Annotated in this window: 15 protein-coding genes and 1 riboswitch; of the genes, 3 read left to right on the top strand and 12 right to left on the bottom strand. The window is 50.3% G+C overall.

Annotation, left to right across the window (positions count from 1 at the left end):
• Positions 1–16: 16 nt before the first annotated feature.
• The 8 genes from ACO0K4_RS06615 to ACO0K4_RS06650 all read right to left on the bottom strand — a co-directional run bounded on the left by ACO0K4_RS06615 (position 17) and on the right by ACO0K4_RS06650 (position 11,405).
• On the bottom strand, positions 17–1,294 hold the full coding sequence (locus ACO0K4_RS06615) for a putative Na+/H+ antiporter (RefSeq protein WP_422955822.1): 1,278 nt from the start codon (positions 1,292–1,294) through the stop codon (positions 17–19).
• A 475-nt stretch (positions 1,295–1,769) separates the two neighbouring features.
• Positions 1,770–4,067: a UvrD-helicase domain-containing protein gene (locus ACO0K4_RS06620; RefSeq protein ID WP_422955823.1), complete on the bottom strand. Its 2,298-nt coding sequence runs from the start codon at positions 4,065–4,067 to the stop codon at positions 1,770–1,772.
• A 233-nt stretch (positions 4,068–4,300) separates the two neighbouring features.
• Positions 4,301–4,921, bottom strand: coding sequence for a thiamine phosphate synthase (gene thiE / locus ACO0K4_RS06625; RefSeq protein WP_422955824.1), 621 nt, complete (start codon positions 4,919–4,921; stop codon positions 4,301–4,303).
• Positions 4,922–5,027: 106 nt separating this feature from the next.
• Complete coding sequence (gene thiD / locus ACO0K4_RS06630) at positions 5,028–5,876, bottom strand: bifunctional hydroxymethylpyrimidine kinase/phosphomethylpyrimidine kinase (RefSeq protein WP_422955825.1); 849 nt, start codon at positions 5,874–5,876, stop codon at positions 5,028–5,030.
• Positions 5,876–6,673: a thiazole synthase gene (locus ACO0K4_RS06635; RefSeq protein WP_422955826.1), complete on the bottom strand. Its 798-nt coding sequence runs from the start codon at positions 6,671–6,673 to the stop codon at positions 5,876–5,878. The genes thiD and ACO0K4_RS06635 overlap by 1 nt, the downstream gene beginning before the upstream one ends.
• A gap of 78 nt (positions 6,674–6,751) precedes the next feature.
• Positions 6,752–6,955: a sulfur carrier protein ThiS gene (thiS, locus tag ACO0K4_RS06640; RefSeq protein WP_422955827.1), complete on the bottom strand. Its 204-nt coding sequence runs from the start codon at positions 6,953–6,955 to the stop codon at positions 6,752–6,754.
• A 9-nt stretch (positions 6,956–6,964) separates the two neighbouring features.
• The gene (gene thiC / locus ACO0K4_RS06645) at positions 6,965–8,878 is read right to left on the bottom strand and encodes a phosphomethylpyrimidine synthase ThiC (RefSeq protein ID WP_422955828.1); all 1,914 of its coding nucleotides are present in this window, start codon (positions 8,876–8,878) and stop codon (positions 6,965–6,967) included.
• 66 nt (positions 8,879–8,944) lie between these two features.
• Positions 8,945–9,047: riboswitch (TPP riboswitch) on the bottom strand.
• A gap of 288 nt (positions 9,048–9,335) precedes the next feature.
• Complete coding sequence (locus tag ACO0K4_RS06650) at positions 9,336–11,405, bottom strand: diguanylate cyclase (RefSeq protein WP_422955829.1); 2,070 nt, start codon at positions 11,403–11,405, stop codon at positions 9,336–9,338.
• Between the two features lie 307 nt (positions 11,406–11,712).
• On the opposite strand from ACO0K4_RS06650, the gene ACO0K4_RS06655 reads away from it, so the two are divergent.
• The 3 genes from ACO0K4_RS06655 (at position 11,713) to ACO0K4_RS06665 (ending at position 15,850) form a co-directional block, all read left to right on the top strand.
• Entirely contained in the window at positions 11,713–14,727 is a 3,015-nt protein-coding gene (locus ACO0K4_RS06655) for a valine--tRNA ligase (protein ID WP_422955830.1), read from the top strand.
• A 297-nt stretch (positions 14,728–15,024) separates the two neighbouring features.
• Positions 15,025–15,468: a DUF2147 domain-containing protein gene (locus ACO0K4_RS06660; RefSeq protein ID WP_422955831.1), complete on the top strand. Its 444-nt coding sequence runs from the start codon at positions 15,025–15,027 to the stop codon at positions 15,466–15,468.
• Positions 15,469–15,601: 133 nt separating this feature from the next.
• Positions 15,602–15,850: a YdcH family protein gene (locus ACO0K4_RS06665; RefSeq protein ID WP_422955832.1), complete on the top strand. Its 249-nt coding sequence runs from the start codon at positions 15,602–15,604 to the stop codon at positions 15,848–15,850.
• 72 nt (positions 15,851–15,922) lie between these two features.
• On the opposite strand, the gene ACO0K4_RS06670 is transcribed toward ACO0K4_RS06665, so the two are convergent.
• The 4 genes from ACO0K4_RS06670 to ACO0K4_RS06685 all read right to left on the bottom strand — a co-directional run bounded on the left by ACO0K4_RS06670 (position 15,923) and on the right by ACO0K4_RS06685 (position 19,553).
• The gene (locus tag ACO0K4_RS06670) at positions 15,923–16,444 is read right to left on the bottom strand and encodes a hypothetical protein (protein WP_422955833.1); all 522 of its coding nucleotides are present in this window, start codon (positions 16,442–16,444) and stop codon (positions 15,923–15,925) included.
• Positions 16,445–16,462: 18 nt separating this feature from the next.
• The gene (locus ACO0K4_RS06675) at positions 16,463–17,293 is read right to left on the bottom strand and encodes a DUF3025 domain-containing protein (protein ID WP_422955834.1); all 831 of its coding nucleotides are present in this window, start codon (positions 17,291–17,293) and stop codon (positions 16,463–16,465) included.
• 103 nt (positions 17,294–17,396) lie between these two features.
• Positions 17,397–18,506, bottom strand: a complete 1,110-nt coding sequence (pyrC, locus tag ACO0K4_RS06680) for a dihydroorotase (protein ID WP_422955835.1) — start codon at positions 18,504–18,506, stop codon at positions 17,397–17,399.
• Positions 18,507–18,827: 321 nt separating this feature from the next.
• Positions 18,828–19,553 (bottom strand): amino acid ABC transporter ATP-binding protein, encoded by a 726-nt coding sequence (locus ACO0K4_RS06685; RefSeq protein WP_422955836.1) that lies wholly within the window; start codon positions 19,551–19,553, stop codon positions 18,828–18,830.
• Between the last annotated feature and the right edge of the window lie 4 nt (positions 19,554–19,557).

Genomic DNA, 19,557 nt, shown 5'->3' on the forward strand with positions numbered 1-19,557 from the left:
GCACTGAGAATTAGTCCTAAAGCAACAAGAAACATGCAGCGGCAATAGTCGTCGGCAATGACGCTGCCAGCAACAAACCCAATGGACTGATTGCCTGCTCATCAAACGAGTCTTTCAAAATTGCAAAGCCCGCTGGGTTAGGCGCATTCGCGATCACCGTTAATCCGCCGCCTGTGACCGCCCCTGCTACCAGCGCGTATTTGGCACTATCAGACAGTCCTGCCACTAAAGAGCCAAGATAAGTCAATGCAGCATTGTCCGTAATCGCCGTCAGCCCCATCGCGCCAAAGAATAAGAGCGTCGAATTCATTCCGGCTAATATAGGCTGTAGCCACCATTGTTGTTTGCCACCCAACACGACTAGCCCTGCCAGAAAAAAAGCAACCAGCAAACCCTCACGCAACATCAGCTTGTCCTGGTAGCGTTGATATGCGTCAGTAAAGCCAAGAAAAAACAAAAATAATCCCATGAATACGACAGGGTAATGCGCAAACACAACGGTCGCTGCCAGAAACACATAATGAATACCGATCACCGTCATTGGTATTGCCGCTGTATGAGCGGTCGCCACGCCACCAGGCTCGTCAGCCACATCAAGTATCTTAATTTGCGAGCGAAACAGCACCGTCGCAAGCAACGCGTTGATAGCTACGGCGATCGCTGCTTTCCAGCCGAATACGCCCGACATGAATGCAATATCCCATTGCCATTTTTCGGCCACCATCAGTACCGGCGGCGCGGCAAACGGCGTCAGCACGCCACCGATTGAAATATTCACAAACAAGACCCCGAGGGTTGCATATTTCAGTTGCTGAGAAATGCATTTGCTATAAAACCGATCTCTCAACATCAATGCCGCCAGCGTCATGGCAGCCGGCTCGGTAATAAAAGAACCGAGCAAAGGAATCAAAAACAAACATAAGAAATACGCACTCAGGGCCGGGCTGACTGGCAGTAACGCAGCCAGCCGATGCACCAGACTTTGTACAGAATGTAGAATCGGTTTAGTACCTGCGATCACCAGGATCACGAAGACGAACAAGGGCTCAGTAAAGTTCTGACTCTCAAGATAGGCGATCGCGGCTTTCTGTTTTTCCATCAGCGCGATACAGGTCACCAGCACCAGCGCCCAGAATCCAAACACGACCTCCACTTCACCAAGAAGATGCCACAAACCCGCGTGATGCTGGCTGGTATGAGCCAGGTGTAAAAAATATTTGGTTGAAAACGTATGCAATACCGCCAGACCAAAAATAACGGCTCCGACATAATTAATTATTTGCGACCCATCCATAGTGACTTGGCCTTATTCGTAGTAGAAAAGTTCATGCGTTCATTGTCGATCTGCAGAGAATTAACAGAACAGCAGACAGTCCTCTCTAGCAGGAAACTTACAAAAAACTTTTAATCGACATTTCATGGAAGCACTTACTCCGGCCACTCCCGCCTTTTCTCTGTGTCTGTGGTGAGAGGTCTTGGCTTTTGTGTCAGTCCTGTCGATGTGATTTTTCAATTTAGAAGGTTTTAGAAATTCCCGGCAGTAAATCCGCAACAGGGACGAGGCTTTCAGAGGAATTTCAGGCCAGAAGGCGCAGCTACATTGCGGATTCATTTTTGAAATTTTTCAAACACACTTCAAGCGAGATACGACGCTGCACTCACGACATAGCGATATGTCGCCATACGAAACCCTAACAAAGAGGAGCGCACTTGTACCATCACCGTAGCGCTAGTTTTTTTGCGTCAATCTCGTTTCAAAAATCTCTGCCTTACATTTTTTCCAGCTTCGCAATACTCAAATCCAGCAACTTCATGCCCTCGCGACCGAAATTAATATGTGCCCGGCTATTGGCACCGCTGCCTTCGATATTCACAATCACCCCCTCACCAAACTTCGCGTGCTTCACTGATTCACCTATACGCCAACCGGGCTTACCAGAAGATGCCTGTGCACCCTGAAAACTTTGTGCAATACGGTTGGCCTGATCGGTCGGATCCTCATCCCATGCCGATTTTTTATTACCAAACCAGGATGGCTGAATTTTTGGCGACAGCCATTTCAGGGACTCTTCCGGCATTTCATCAAAAAAACGTGAGCGCATGTTGTAGCGTGTCTGGCCATGTAGCATGCGTGTTTGCGAGAAGGTCACATACAAGCGTTTCCGCGCACGCGTGATCGCTACGTACATTAAACGACGCTCTTCCTCTACGCCACTTTCTTCCTTCGCACTATTCTCATGCGGGAATAAACCTTCTTCCAAACCTGTGATAAACACATTATCGAATTCGAGCCCTTTGGCAGAGTGCACCGTCATCAATTGCATCGCATCCTGTCCTGCTTGCGCCTGATTGTCACCAGCCTCAAGCGATGCGTGGGACAAGAACGCGGACAGCGGCGACATCACCGTTGCCATCGCGGCATCTGCATCGATAATCTCGACACCGTTTGCCAGCGTAATCACGTTCGCTGCCGCCTGTGATTGTGGACCAAGCAGCGCTGGCGCATCGTGGCCGAAACCTTCTTCCGAAATAAACAAGGTCGCTGCACTGACTAGCTGCTCCAGATTTTCGATACGATCTGCGCCTTCTTTTTCGTTCTGATAATGCGTGATGAGCGTACTCAGATCGAGCACAATCTGTACCATTTCCGGCAAAGGCTGGCGCTGTGTTTCAAAGCGCGCCGACTCAATCATTTTCACAAAATTACCAAGCGAAGTACCCGCCTTTCCCGAAACATAAGGCACGGCGGCATAGAGCGAAATCCCGTACTGTTTAGCCGCATCCTGCAATTGCTCCAGTGAGCGTGCCCCGATGCCCCGGGCAGGAAAATTCACGACGCGCAAAAATGCGGAATCGTTATGCGGATTGTCCATCAACTGCAAATAAGCAATCGCATGCTTGATCTCTGCTCGCTCAAAAAAACGCTGACCACCATACACACGGTAAGGCAAACCCGCACTGAACAGAGCATGTTCGACCACACGTGACTGAGCATTCGAGCGGTACAGAATCGCGATTTCGCTACGCATCGCGCCATCGCGTATCAGGTTTTTTGCCTCTTCAATGATCCACTGTGCCTCCTGAATATCACTGCTCGCTTCAAAAATCCGCACAGGCTCACCATGTCCGGCATCGGTACGGAGATTCTTACCGAGACGCTTGCTATTGTTGGCGATCAGGGTATTTGCCGTATCCAGAATATGACCATGCGAGCGGTAATTCTGTTCAAGTTTAATCAGATTTTGCACTTTAAATTCTTGCTCAAACGCCGACATATTGCCGACATTCGCTCCGCGAAATGCATAAATACTCTGATCATCGTCACCCACGGCGAAGACCGCACTGGTATTGACGGTGCCCTGACCGGACATCAGCTTCAGCCATTTGTATTGCAGGTCATTGGTGTCCTGAAACTCGTCAACCAGAATATGGCGGAAGCGCGCCTGATAATGTTCGCGTAGCGGCTGGTTGCGGCTCAGCAGCTCAAACGTGCGCAACAACAATTCGGCAAAATCCACAACGCCCTCGCGCTGGCATTGCGCGTCATATAGGGAATACAACTCAACCATGCGACGATTAAAATCATCATAGGCGTCGACCTCATGCGCGCGCAGCCCCTGATCCTTTGCACTATTGATGAAGTACATCAAAGTGCGCGGCGGGAATTTTTCGTCATCGACATTATTCGCTTTGAGCAAGCGTTTAACGAACGAAAGCTGATCTGAGGAATCAAGAATCTGAAACGTCTGCGGCAAACCTGCATCGCGATAATGCGCACGCAGCAAGCGGTTACACAGGCCATGGAAGGTACCGATCCACAAACCGCGCGTATTGATCGGCATCATGGACGACAGGCGCGTCAGCATTTCTTTCGCAGCTTTATTCGTGAATGTCACAGCCAGGATGCCATGCGGCGACACTTGACCGGTCTGGATCAGCCAGGCAATACGCGTCGTCAAGACACGGGTTTTACCGGAACCGGCGCCAGCCAGAATCAAGGCAGACTGAGAGGGTAAGGTGACAGCGGCGAGCTGCTCGGGATTCAAATTATGGAGGAGATTTTGCATCCCACGATTATACGGGAGTGCGGCGTCTGATTCCTTTTCTAAATCATGGCCACATCGCTACAGATGAGCATCAGATTCAGCGAAAAGGAGAGCGCTCAGCCGTCTTTATACCGTCAATAGCAGATCATGAAGAAGTCGCATAATAGTGATACTCCCCCATTAATTTACAAAAACAATGATTTCCCGTACGATTTAATTAGCACATAAAAACATACTCTGGGTGAGTATATGATTTATTCTGAAAACAAACGGACAAACTCTTGTGCCGCAAGACGTGGATTATCCGCCAGATAAATGCTGCTAATGACTGCCACCATATTCGCGCCGGCCCTGACTAAGGGACGCGCATACTCGACCGTCATGCCGCCGATCACGACATTGGGCAAATCGATCTGCACTTTGGCATGATGGATAATGTCGTGCGGTGTAGTGACCGCATATTTCTTTACCCTTGATGGATAAAATCCGCCAAACGCAACATAGCTCGCCCCCTCTTGCCGCGCGCACTGTGCCAGACTCAGATCACCGTAACAAGAAGCACCGACGATCATGTCCTCGCCCAATGCAGCGCGAATCTCAGCAATCGACGCGTCAGTGCCGCCAACATGAATACCATCTGCGTCCAAAGCCACGCATAAGTCCACATGATCATTGATAATCAGCGGCTTATCATGAACGCGGCACAGATCGAGCAAGGCACGCGCTTGCTGTCTGCGCAAACCAGGACTGGCCGTTTTATGCCGGTATTGCACGATATTCGCGCCGCCAAATAAAGCCTGTTCCGTCACATCGAGCAAACGATCCGTATCATCCCAATCGGGCGTCACAATATATAAACCAGCTAAAGCACGCATTATTTTTCTCACAAAATTGGTGTTGAATCGTTTCGAATCCAGATTTTTTATTTGAGCGACGATGGAAAGAACCGCAAGTACACAGCACTCTCACGGCCTTTATGCCTCACGTTGCAACCCTTTGCGGTATCCGCTGCCCTGTCGCGATGGCATAGGCATTTTCCAGGCTACGCTGAGTAAATTCCTGAGCGCGCTGCAAACTTTCAGACATCGTCTTGCCAGAGGCAAGCTGCCCAGCAATCGCTGCCGCCAGCGTGCAGCCGCTGCCGTGAAATTCACCAGCCAATGTCGGCCATTGCCACTCATGCAGAGATTGCCGGGTGAACCAGCTATTGCGGATATAGCCCACATCTTGCTCGCCATCCGCATGCCCACCCTTAATCAACACATCCGTACAACGATGCTGGAGCAAGGTCTGCGCCCAGCGATGGCGATCTTGCTGATACTGATTAGCCTGAACATCCCGATGGTCACGAGGACCCTGATGAGCTAAAAACAGCCGCTGCGCCTCGGGCAGATTTGGAGTAATCAGCGTCGCAAGTGTTAATAAAGGACGCAGCGATGCCACCGCATCGTCACGCCCGAGCGCATCACCGTGGCCGCTGCCCAGCACGGTATCGAGCACCACGGGCATTGCCGGATTAATCGCCAGAGATTGCTGCACACAATGCGCAATCGCCTCTGCATTGTCATGGCTCCCGACGATACCGATTTTGATTGCGGCAATTGCCATCTTGCTCATCAGCGCTTCTGCTTGCCGGACAATCAGTCCGGCATCAACCGGATGTACGGCATAGACACGATCATTGTCTTGTATCGTGAGTGCCGTAATGATCACCAGAGGATGAGCACCCTGTCGGGCGATCGCCTCAATATCCGCCTGAATCCCGGCACCACCGCTAGGGTCGTGCCCGGCAAATACCAGCACACAAGGGCGTTGCGCTACCTGGCTCATCAGGCGATCCGCCCTGCCATCGGGGATGAAGGTGAGGCAGCGAATTTCCGGGCGATACGTCCGGCTAAAAAAGCTTCGCGCCCCGCCTCTACTGCCAGACCCATCGCTCTCGCCATCCGCACCGGATCATGCGCACCGGCGATGGCGGTATTCATCAGCACGCCGTCGCAACCAAGCTCCATCGCAATCGCTGCATCGGACGCCGTACCTACCCCGGCATCAACCAGTACCGGCACCGTCGATTGCTCGATAATCAGCGACAAATTCCAAGGATTCAGTATGCCCATGCCAGAACCGATCAGTGAGGCCAGTGGCATGATTGCAACACAACCGATGTCTTCCAGCATGCGCGCCTGAATCGGATCATCGCTGCAATACACCATGACATCAAAACCGTCATTCACCAACGTTTTCGCTGCCTTTAAGGTTTCTGGCATATTCGGGAATAAGGTCTTCTCATCGCCCAGCACTTCGAGTTTACAAAGCTGATGGCCGCCCAATAATTCGCGCCCCAATTGAAGCGTGTAGACCGCATCTTCAGCGTTATAGCATCCCGCAGAATTCGGCAGAATGGTGTATCGACTCGGCGGCACTGCATCCAGCAAACTCGGCGCATTGGGATCCTGTCCGATGTTCACCCGGCGAATAGCAACCGTAATAATCTCGGCACCACTGGCCTCGGTAGCCAAGCGTGTCTGTTCCAGATCCTTGTATTTACCGCTGCCAACCAGCAAGCGCGAGCGATAGGTTTTACCAGCGATAGTTAGACTTAGACCGGCTGTGTGTTCTGTTTGCATAAAAATCCTTTTATATAGGGCGCGCCATGCGCACCAATGCAGGTGAATACGATGGTACGCAAGACGTACTCTACCGCTTCATCCGCCACCGATCGCGCGCACGATATCGATCCTGTCTTGCGCCTGCAAACAATAGTCAATCCATTGTGCGCGAGCGACAATCTGGCGATTCACGGCAACGGCAATTGTCTGCCCTGACAAGTTCAGTGTAGTGATCAGCTCAGCCAGGGTTCTCTCCTGGCCTAGTTGATAGTTTTCACCATTCAATATGATTTCAGTCATGGCAACGGCTTATTGCTTGCGATAGATCTCGGCACCGGATTTGACAAACTCAATCGCCTTTACCTCCATGCCCTGCTTCAGTGCCTGTATTTCACTGATTCCCTGATTCGCTGCATAGTCGCGCACCTCCTGCGTGATTTTCATCGAACAAAAATGTGGTCCGCACATCGAGCAAAAATGGGCGACTTTAGCGGAATCTTTGGGTAGTGTTTCGTCGTGAAATTCACGTGCTTTATCCGGATCCAGACCGATATTGAATTGGTCTTCCCAACGGAATTCAAAACGCGCTTTCGACAAGGCGTTGTCACGGATTTGCGCACCCGGATGCCCCTTTGCCAGATCAGCAGCGTGCGCGGCAATTTTGTACGTAATGATGCCGTCTTTAACGTCGACTTTATTTGGCAAACCCAGATGTTCTTTCGGCGTGACATAACACAGCATCGCCGTGCCATACCAGCCAATTTGCGCAGCACCGATGCCAGAGGTAATGTGGTCGTAACCCGGAGCGATATCGGTCGTCAACGGTCCGAGTGTATAGAACGGCGCCTCATGACATTGCTCCAGTTGCAGATCCATGTTTTCCTTGATCAGGTGCATAGGCACATGACCCGGGCCTTCGATCATGACCTGCACATCATGCTTCCAGGCGATTTGCGTGAGTTCGCCTAAGGTTTTTAATTCACCTAATTGTGCCTCGTCATTGGCGTCGTAAATCGATCCGGGACGCAAGCCGTCACCGAGGCTAAACGAGACATCATAGGCTTTCATGATCTCGCAGATATCTTCAAAATGCTCGTACAGGAAACTTTCTTTGTGATGTGCGAGGCACCATTTCGCCATGATGGAACCACCGCGTGACACGATGCCTGTCATACGTTTTGCCGTCATCGGCACATATTGCAAACGCACGCCTGCATGGATGGTGAAATAATCGACACCCTGCTCCGCCTGCTCGATCAGCGTGTCGCGGAAAATCTCCCAGGTCAGGTCTTCGGCCTTGCCGTTGACTTTTTCCAGCGCCTGATAAATCGGCACAGTACCGATCGGCACCGGTGAGTTACGGATGATCCATTCACGGGTTTCGTGGATGTGTTTTCCCGTCGACAGATCCATGACGTTATCGCCGCCCCAGCGGATTGCCCAAGTCATTTTTTCGACTTCTTCACCGATGCTGGATGTCACGGCAGAATTGCCGATATTCGCATTAATCTTGACCAGAAAATTACGACCGATAATCATCGGCTCGACTTCGGGATGATTGATATTGGCAGGAATAATCGCACGGCCACGAGCAATCTCTGAGCGCACGAATTCTGCGGTAATTTCGTCGGGAATCGATGCCCCAAAAGACTGGCCCGGATGCTGACGTCCCATCAGGTCAGCCAACTTATTGCCCATGGGTCCGGAGGCTTTCAGCCTGGCCAGATACTCTTTGCGTTGCAGGTTTTCACGGATCGCGATGTACTCCATCTCAGGCGTGATCATGCCCTGTCTTGCGTAATGCATCTGGCTGACATTTTTGCCTGCCAGAGCACGCCGTGGCTTACGTTTGAGATTAAAGCGCAACTCCGCCAGCTTGGGATCATTCAGTCTTTCGATACCATACTCTGACGATGGCCCGGACAATTCTTCGGTGTCCTTACGCTCAGCAATCCAGGCGCCACGTACCGATGCCAACCCTGAACGAATATCAATATTGACAGCAGGATCGGTGTAAGGACCGGATGTATCGTAGACATAAATCGGGGGATTTTTTTCCGAGCCGAACATGGCTGGCGTATCGGATTGACTGATTTCACGCATCGGCACACGGATGTCTGGACGACTTCCCTGAACATAGATTTTGCGTGAGTTAGGCAAAGGCTGTATTGCAGCCTGGTCGACTGTCGCAGTAGCGGACAGAAATTGTGGATTGGCGTTCATTTTGCTCCCATTAACGTGCACATTATTGATGGCAGCTTGGGAGGCTTGAGGTACGCGCAAGGGTACTGCGGTACGATTTTGCTTCCCTTCGCTGGCATTATCCAGATCAGGTTCGAGGGTATTTCTCACCCGACAGCGACTATTGCTGTCAGGACCCCTAGCAGTTCTTACTTACGTTCTTACTTACGTTCTTACTTACGTTATTACTTACGTTATTACTTAGTTTTTACTTCATCGATCGCTTATTACAATCAGTTTTGCGATCACTACATTCTTTATGTGGGCCATTCATTCACAGCCCAAAGCGGATGCAGCATTGGCTATGTTGAGCTAGCCTGGATCATTCCTTACTTCTGACCAGCTATGAATAAGTTCACAATGGGCTGCATTATATAGCGGGTCCGCGCTAAAAGTCCGCATGTTTTTGATGCGGCTGATTGAGCGGCCTTTTAGTGACTTACTCAGCTACCTTTTCCGTTTCTGCGTTTTCTTTAGCCTTACCGGGGCCAACAACTTCAATCAGTTCAACCATGCCCTCTGTTAACGCGGCGGATAAATCATGATCCAGCACTTTCATTGCCTGCTCTTGCGGCACCAGCAATTTCGCTAACCCATAGGCGCGATTGCGGCCATGTGCCTTGCCGAGATATAAGGCCATGTCGGCCATCTGCATAGCTTTTTCCCAATTACATACCTCCTCCGGAATACCAGAAAACGGCAGCGAGATAAACCCGGCAGTGACCGTGACCGGCACCGATATGTCCCCGACTTGAATATTCTGTTCACCGATCGCAAACAACACGCGCTCCACCAGTCGCGTGAGTTGATTGGGGTGCGATTTCGGTGAATAAATTAAAAATTCCTCGCCGCCCCAGCGCAACACCATATCAGTATCACGCACGGCTTTTTTCAGCCGGTGCGCCACTTCCATTAAGACGCTGTCACCAACCGCATGACCCCAGGTATCGTTAATTTGCTTGAAGTGATCGATATCCATCAATATCAGGCAGTCGGGATTGCTGCTGTCATCGCCACGCCGGTCTTTTTCTGCACTGATCATGCGGGTTCGCATCAGATCGACAAATGAGCGGCGATTGTATAGGCCGGTCAGTGGATCGCGTACAGCATGAAACTCAAGCTGCTGATTCGCTTCGAGTAATTTTTCATTCGCTCTCCGTACACGCCGGTATAAGAGAAAAATAAATATACCTGCCATAACGGTCACCACTGCACCGAGCAAAGTAATAATTTGCTGCAGGCGGCGATTTTTAATATCCGCGTCCTTTAACTGGTTTTCGCGAGCGAGTAATTCAATTTGTTTTTGCCGCTGATCCGCGTTGAAGGTTTCTTGCAACGTGGCGACTGCCTTAGCACCATCCGAGCGAAATAACTCATTACTCAATACCTGTTGTCTGCGGACGACGCTGAGCGCCTCTTTATACATGCCCGCTTTTTCATACATGCGCCCAAGCTCATCCAGTACGCCTTCGAGATCGGCTCTTGCCTCGATCTTCTCAAAATACGCGATAACCGTATTGACCTTCTCAGCTCCTTGCGCGATTTTCCCCTGGCCGCCCAAGGCGAATCCCCAGTTGACCGTCGCAAATGCTTTGGAGTAGTCATCATCCATCTCCACCGCTTTGGCATAGGCGAGCCTGGAGGTGCGCTCAGCCTCGACAAAATTTTGCATGACCAGATATTGATCTGCGATATTTCCTAGCGCCGTCACCTCAACACTGGCGAGCGAAGCTTCGCGACCGATCGCCAGAGCGCGCTCATACGCATTCAAGGCATCTTTGTTGCGCCCTAGCTGGGCAAATGCTACGCCTTGCGCGACCCTTAATGAGGACAGTGTTTTGGGTTCACTCGCCACCGGAGATAACTTCAAGGCCTCATCCACAGTGGCTAACGCTTTCTCGGGATTTTTCATCGAGTTATACAGATTCGCGATGGAATTGAGTCGATATAATTTAGATTGAATCTGCCGCCGCGGTTGTTGCTCGGTCAGTTTCAGCGCCTCCAGATAATGTGACAGCGCGAGTTCAAAACGCGCGGTAGACGCATACACTGCGGCGAACGCATTTTGTATGCGCATCCTCAGCTCAGGGTCGCTACTGTTCTTTGTTCTGGCTTGAATTTCAGTCAGCGTTGCAATACTTTGCTCAGGATGTCCGGCATCCAGTGCCTGCAAGGCTTCGCCGATTTGAGCAAAGGCGATCGAATCTTTATCCCCTTGCCTGGTTGCCAGCGCCAGCAAGGCGGCGTTCTCTTTCTCTGCCTGCTTGGCTTTACCGGCATCGTATAAGAGGCCGATCATGGTCTTTAATGTGCGCAACTTGACCTGATAAGTCGCCTCTGGCGGCAAATTTGCTTCGAATTCCTGGAATTGCTTTAGCGCCGCAGCATTATCGATATCGCCGAAGGCCTGCATCTTATCGATTTGCTCCATGTCCTCCTTTTCACCGGCGTGACTAAGCCCGGCCAGAGAGAGGCCAAGCACCAAAGCGGTCAAGCAGATACGGATCATTGCATTTCCGACCATGTCTATTCGTTCAGAAGGCTTGTGGCATTGAATGGAGACGCGACAGAAACAAACCAAGGGGCAAAATCCCCGTTATGTTTCATTCGGGCTATATCCTAGCATTTTAACTACACGCAATTGATGCTTTTTTACGCTATTTTTCATAATAACGACATCTCATTGCGGACACACGAAGCACGATAGAGACACTTTAGGGGCACGTAATCTATGCAGCAATTTTCAGCGTGAAACTCGAGCTGAGTGCGCTCGTCATTTATAATCATTGTTTAAGCAAACCAACTAGATACCAATCATGGAATTAGCCAAGTCATTTGAGCCCGCCGAAATCGAAGCATTCTGGCGTACGGAGTGGGAAAAACGTGGATATTTCACGGCCAGTACCGATGCCAGCAAGCCATCGTTCAGCATACAACTGCCGCCGCCGAATGTGACTGGCACCCTGCATATGGGACATGCGTTCAACCAGACGATTATGGATGGATTAACCCGCTACTACCGTATGCGCGGCCACAATACAGCCTGGATCCCGGGCACCGATCACGCCGGTATTGCTACCCAAATTGTGGTGGAACGCCAGCTCGATGCACAAAAAATCTCGCGTCATGATTTGGGCCGTGAAAAGTTCTTAGAAAAAGTCTGGGAATGGAAAGAAAAATCCGGCTCGACAATTACTGGTCAAATGCGCCGCATGGGTGCATCGGCTGACTGGGATCGTGAATACTTTACGATGGATGCACCACGCTCTAAAGTCGTAACCGAAGTGTTTGTACGTCTGGTAGAGCAAGGTCTGATCTATCGCGGTAAGCGTCTGGTGAACTGGGATCCAGTCCTCGGCACCGCCGTGTCTGATTTGGAAGTGGTGTCGGAAGAAGAAGACGGCTCCATGTGGTACATCCGCTATTTTTTGGCGGATGGATCAAGCTACCAATTCCCTATTACGTTTGACGAAGCGGGCAATGCGACTGAGTGGGAGGATCGCAATTTTTTGGTCGTAGCCACTACACGACCAGAAACCCTGCTTGGCGACGTTGCAGTTGCAGTTGACCCGACTGATGCACGTTACAAAGCACTAGTCGGAAAACAGCTCAAATTGCCGCTGACCGAACGTGAAATTCCAGTGATTGTCGACGAGTATGTAGATAAAAATTTCGGCACTGGCTGCGTGAAAATCACTCCCGCACACGACTTCAACGATTACGCGGTTTGGCAACGACACAAGGATGAGATTGAATTACCCCTGTTTAGCATATTAACCTTGGATGGAAAAATTATATCTGGCGATTTAATTGATGAGGAAAATAACTTCGGCTTTACGGGAGGTGGCACTTCTAACTCAATCATTCAAAATGCATCTATTAACCATCAAATTTCGCAATTACAAATTGAAGGACGAGTCATACCAGAAAAATACGTAGGTCTTGACCGTTTTGTCGCCCGCAAACAAATCGTGGCCGACCTGGACAAAGATGGCTTACTCGAATCCGTCAAACCGCACAAACTCATGGTACCGCGCGGTGACCGCACGAACGTCGTGATTGAGCCGATGCTGACGGATCAGTGGTTCATGGCAATGAGCAAACCCGCACCGGAAGGCACTCACTTTCCAGGCAAATCCATCGCTGAAGTCGCGCTGGAAAAAGTCGCCAGCGGCGAAATCAAATTCGTACCGGAAAACTGGAATACGACTTACAACCAATGGCTGAACAATATCCAGGACTGGTGCATCTCACGCCAGCTCTGGTGGGGTCATCAGATCCCGGCATGGTATGGTGACCATGGTGAAATTTTTGTCGCCCGCAATGAGGACGAGGCAAAAGCAAAAGCCACTGCAGCAAACTACACCGGCGCACTAAGACGTGATGACGATGTACTCGACACCTGGTTCTCATCCGCCCTGGTTCCGTTTTCGACGATGGGCTGGCCGGAAGAAACCAAGGACATGCAAATGTTCTTGCCATCATCCGTCTTAGTCACAGGCTTCGACATCATTTTCTTCTGGGTGGCGCGCATGGTCATGATGACCGCGCATTTCACTGGTAAGGTGCCGTTCCATACCGTCTATGTACATGGACTGGTACGCGATTCCAGTGGTCAGAAAATGTCGAAATCCAAAGGAAATACGCTGGATCCTATCGATCTGATCGATGGCATCAGTGTTGACGACCTGGTCGCCAAACGCACCATCGGCTTGATGAATCCCAAGCAAGCCAGCGCGATTGAAAAAGCTACCCGTAAAGAATTTGCCGATGGCGTCCCCGCCTATGGTACTGATGCCTTGCGCTTCACAATGGCGAGCTACGCATCTCTCGGCCGCAATATCAATTTCGATCTGGGTCGCTGCGAAGGCTATCGTAATTTCTGCAATAAATTGTGGAACGCCACCCGCTTCGTGCTGATGAACACCGAAGGCAAGGACTGTGGTTTTGGTGCCGGAGTGACGGATGCCGATCTCGATTATTCACAAGCTGACAAATGGATTATCTCGATGCTGCAGCATGCAGAAGCCGATATCGAAAAGGGGTTCAGTGACTATCGCTTCGACAACATTGCGTCATCCATTTATAAATTTGTCTGGGACGAATATTGCGACTGGTATCTGGAAGTCGCGAAGGTACAAGTCCAACACGGCAGCGAGGCGCAGCAACGCGCAACCCGCCGTACCTTATTGCGCGTGCTCGAAGCGATTTTACGCCTGGCACATCCGGTAATTCCCTTCGTGACTGAAGCGTTGTGGCAGACGGTAGCGCCGCTGGCAGGTAAACATCTGGATCCGGCGGGCGATTCCATCATGCGTCAGCCATATCCTTTGGTGAATGCGGCGAATATCCACACCGGCGCAGAAGAATGGATGAACGCACTCAAATCGCTGACCGATGCATGCCGTAACCTGCGCGGTGAAATGCAGCTATCACCCGCCCTGCGCGTCCCGCTCCTCTTGCAGGCAGGTAGTGCAGAAGAGAAATTGCAGTTGCAATCCTTTGCGCCATATCTGCAAGCGCTGGCAAAACTCTCGGAAGTTCAGGTCCTTGATGTACTGCCAGAATCACCTGCACCAGTGTCTATCATCGGCACGGCCAAACTGATGTTAAAAGTTGAGATCGATGTGGCGGCAGAACGCGAACGCCTGGGTAAAGAGATCGCGAAACTCGATGCCGAAATCAGCAAGGCACAAGCCAAACTCAGCAATGAGAGCTTCGTCGCACGTGCACCTGCACAAGTCGTCGCACAAGAGAAGGAACGTGTCGCCGGCTTCAGTGCAACACTGGAAAAAATGCGTGAGCAATTTGCCAAATTACCGGCAGCATAATGACGCTCACCCCATGTGACACTCTGAGGATCTGACGACCTGACGATCTGACACTCGCTCCATCAAAAGCAGCCTACTGGCTGCTTTTTTTTCGCCCCGGATAATAGAAGATGTTGTGTTTTACCTTCATTAAAGTAGACACTCTAATTATTTAGTACATGACAAAAAAACTGCCACGTACAATCAGTCGCAGAAATTTACCGCTTCTTCCCATGTCGGCTTCATGAGTGTCGTTACGGTCATCAATCAACACTCAGAATGCTGAAATGGAATTGGTCAAACTAAAACGGAGACAATATGAACAAAAAAACAGGCATCGCCGCACTGCTACTACTATGCATCACCTCAATGGCATTCGCTCAGGATACGCCCGTCGGTTTGTGGAAAAATATCGATGACAAGTCCGGCAAACCCAAGGCACTGATCCGTATTTCAGAAAATAGCGGCGAACTGATAGGGAAAATCGAAAAGCTATTTCCCGAAGGTGAAGAAGATCAAAATCCCAAATGCGATAAATGCGATGGCGTGAATAAAAATCAGCCTATCATCGGCATGACGATTTTGTTTGGCTTAAAAAAAGACGGTGACGAATATAACGGCGGTCGCATTCTCGATCCCGCTAATGGCAAACTTTATCGCAGCAAACTTTCGGTCACCGACAACAATAAAAAACTCAATGTCCGTGGCTATATCGGCACACCGTTATTCGGTCGCTCACAAGTCTGGGTACGGGAACAATAGTCGCTATGTTGACGTCAGCGAACCGTGCTGACGTCTTTGTTGGATCTGTTTGATCTCTATCAGCACTGATAACGCTACTCACTTTACGCTGGAGATGTGAAGTACTTTCATCTCACCCAATGGAGGAGTAGTTATGCGAATAGAGCACCATCCGCTATCGGCTGAATTTCCCGAATTCAAAGATACGATCCATGCATTTAAACTCAGCAACGCACATTTTAGTAAATTGTTTGATGAGTATGCAGAAACAGACAAGGCCGTGAATCGTGCAGAAAACGGCATCGATCATTTGAATGATGCGGCATTAGAAGAATTGAAAAAAGTACGCGTTGTGCTGAAGGATCATTTGTTCCAGCTCTTACAAACTGCACGCGACGCCTAACTCGTTTTAGCCGTGATCAGCACTACTGATCAAAGAAAAAGGATAGCAGTGTCGCTATCCTTTTTTATGGAGCTAAGATCCTGACATCCGCTTCAGCCATTGCCATATCTTGCGCCAGAATGCCGCCTCCCAACTGATCAGGCGTGCCAGCCAGAGAGGCATATCGTTACCTGATACGATCGTTGCAGCGATCTGTTCTGCGGATTCATCCGACTTGAAAACACTACGATAAAGCGAGATCATTAATCGCAACTCAAACAAGATCACTGCGGCCATCCCCAAATAACGCAACCAGGACAAGCTCGTCAACAAGTGATGATGCGTCTGCGGAATAATGTAGCCACAAATCCATATGGCGCTGCAACTCAAGGCGAGTGCACGAACAATAGCAGCCTTCCCTTTTTGCCGGTAACAGAAAAAATAAAGTATCGGCAATATAATCGCCAGATCTCCGACAACCCCAGCTTCAATCAATAAAGGCATGCGCCAGCTATCTGTACGCACCAACATCCACTCACCTGCAACCATCACAACCGCGACCAGATAAAACCAATGCTGGTTTATTTTTTCCAAGACTCGTTGATGACTTAACATATGCCCTCCTTTATTTGTTTAATGCCCCTTTGATGTAGGACTTTTCTTCGCACGAAACACCTGTGTATCTGCATAAAACACATGACTCTGATCCTGCCACCATCCAGGGATACCGAGTACAGGTAATGGCGTGTAATCCGCGGTGCTTAAACTGATTTCACTTAAACGTGTTGCGACCTCTTGGTCTAACCAATGCCGCTTTTCTTCATCGCTGGCCATAAAAAATTGCGCATCAGCCCGGACTACAAAGGTATGTGCCGTAATTGCCTTATATGGATTCACCAGCTTTTCCATCAGCGCATGCCCAAATGTCCAGACCTCGGCCTGCCGACCGAACAGGGCGCGTTGCAGGACAAAAGCCTGTTGCCATTCATGCCCGCGCAATGCGGCGATCAGAGCGTCGCCTTGCGCGGTGTTGTCTACTACCAGCAACGCGGCATTTTCATCAAAAATCGTTGCAGCATCACGAGCCGGGCCGCGTGACTTGCCGATGCCATGCAGGGTTATTTGAGCAGCCTGCATGGCATTTAATCGCCGTTTAATTTTTGGAAAAGTCAGCCACACCAAAGCGTTAAAAAAGTCGTGCAAATTTTCACGTGTCGGTACTTGTCCGGTGTCACTGATGAAGGTCTCATAAGCGACGCCCTCAGGCAGACATTCTTGTGCGACAAAAGAAATGGGTTGCTGGCTGTGATTCTGCACAAGCTTAGTCTGTGCGCTCTCGTTCAGATAGCGGCGCCAGTCACCTGACGCTCGCAAAGCAAGCGCTGTTGCACGTACCGGCGCATACCAGGCATGCGCCCAGTCAATCGCGGAATAAAATAAGACCGGCTCTGGAGCTTCGGGCATTACATCGCCGGGCAGCTGACTCACACTCACCATACAAATACAATCGGATTCAGGAATATCAGGTTTAGAAATTTCAAACTTGAGGGTTTCAAACTTGAAGGTTTTAAACTTGAAATTCGGCAGTGGCCTGCATTTTCCAATGAATGGTTTCACCGCCATTCAGTGGCACAATCGTCGTATCAACGAAAGGCAATTCAGCAGGTAAAGTCCAGTCCTCGCGTGTCAATGTAATGGTGCCGGTATTACGCGGTAACTGATAAAAATCAGGGCCATTGAAACTGGCGAAGGCTTCGAGTTGATCCAGTGCACCAGCCTGATCGAACGCCTCCGTATAAAGCTCCATCGCATGCAGCGCCGTGTAGCAACCGGCACAACCGCAGGCATGCTCTTTCAACCCTTTGGCATGCGGTGCCGAATCCGTACCCAGGAAAAAACGGGCGCTGCCTGAGGTTGCTGCCTGTAGCAAAGACAGGCGGTGCGTCTCGCGCTTCAGCACAGGCAGACAATAGTAATGCGGGCGAATACCGCCTTTAAAAATCTCGTTCCGGTTATACAGCAAATGATGCGCTGTAATCGTGGCAGCAATCGGGCCGGAGGCACTGGCAACGTATTGCGCGGCTTCCGTCGTCGTGATGTGCTCGAAAACCACTTTCAGTTCAGGCATATCGCGACGCAAGGGTTGCAATACGCGATCGATGAACACGGCTTCGCGATCAAATAAATCGATCTCAGGGTTCGTTACCTCGCCATGAACCAGAAACGGCATGCCAACTTCCTGCATCGTTTCCAAGGTCTTGTAGCACTTGGTCAGGTCCGTCACCCCGGCATCGGAATTCGTCGTCGCACCGGCCGGATACAATTTCACGGCATGTACAAAACCACTGTCCTTGGCACGACGGATTTCATCCGGCGGCGTATTGTCGGTCAGATATAAAGTCATCAGCGGTTCGAACTGCATCCCTGCAGGCAAAGCTGCCAGAATGCGCTGACGATAAGCCGCCGCCTGCTCCGTCGTGGTCACAGGCGGCTTCAGATTCGGCATCACAATCGCACGGGCAAATTGACGCGCAGTGTCAGGCAAGACGCTGGCAAGTGCGGCGCCATCGCGCAAATGCAGATGCCAGTCGTCTGGACGAGTGAGGGTAATCTGCTGGGGATGTTGTCCGGTGTTACGGGAGGTCGGTGATGTTTGCTGAGTAATCTGAGAGGTCATGGCGGCTCGCTTTTTCAAGTAAGCATCATTTTACCTTTTTTGCCCCAGCACCTATAGGATGACAGATACTCCACTCCAGTATATTTTTAATACCGACATAAAACCTGCGGAATAGTGCCTGTTTTATATAAAATTAGGGGGAGTATATTAGCTTTCAGCGCCAGCAGTGACCTAGTGGCGACGTCCGGCATGGAAGGAACAGACCTGGTCATCGCAATCCTCAGCCTTGCGATAGCTCGCAAAGCTGAGATTACGGTACGTGATATCGAACTGAATGACCGGACTTGATGACGAACTTGATAATACTGACAGTGACCGAGTTTAATGAATGATCTTGGCAAGGAAATCGCGTGCACGCTCAGAACGCGCCGCATTAAAGAACTCATCCTTGGCACAATCTTCGACAATCAAGCCCTTGTCCATGAACACAATCCGGTTCGCCACTTTTTTCGCGAAACCCATTTCATGCGTCACCACCATCATGGTCATGCCTTCTTGCGCAAGACCTACCATTACGTCCAGTACTTCATTGATCATTTCCGGATCCAGAGCCGATGTTGGTTCATCAAACAACATGGCAATCGGATCCATGGACAATGCGCGGGCAATCGCCACACGCTGTTGCTGCCCACCAGAAAGCTGACCTGGAAATTTATCTTTGTGCGCAAGCAGGCCGACGCGGTCGAGGTATTTCAAACCTTTTTCAGTCGCTTCTTCTTCGCTGCGACCAAGGACTTTTACCTGACCGATCGTCAGATTCTGGCGGATCGACAGATGCGGAAACAATTCAAAATTCTGAAACACCATACCAATGCGGGCGCGCAATTTGGATAAGTTAGTTTTTGGATCGCCGACAGAAATACCGTCTACAGTGATATCCCCTTTTTGAAAAGGTTCAAGGCCGTTGACCGTTTTAATCAGGGTAGATTTACCAGAACCGGACGGTCCGCAAACCACCACAACTTCGCCTTTGGACACTTCGGTGGTGCAGTCCGTCAGAACCTGAAACTGACCATACCATTTGCTGACATTATTTAATTTAATCATTCTA

The sequence above is a fragment of the Undibacterium sp. RuTC16W genome, from assembly GCF_049339445.1.
Classification (GTDB): domain Bacteria; phylum Pseudomonadota; class Gammaproteobacteria; order Burkholderiales; family Burkholderiaceae_D; genus Undibacterium.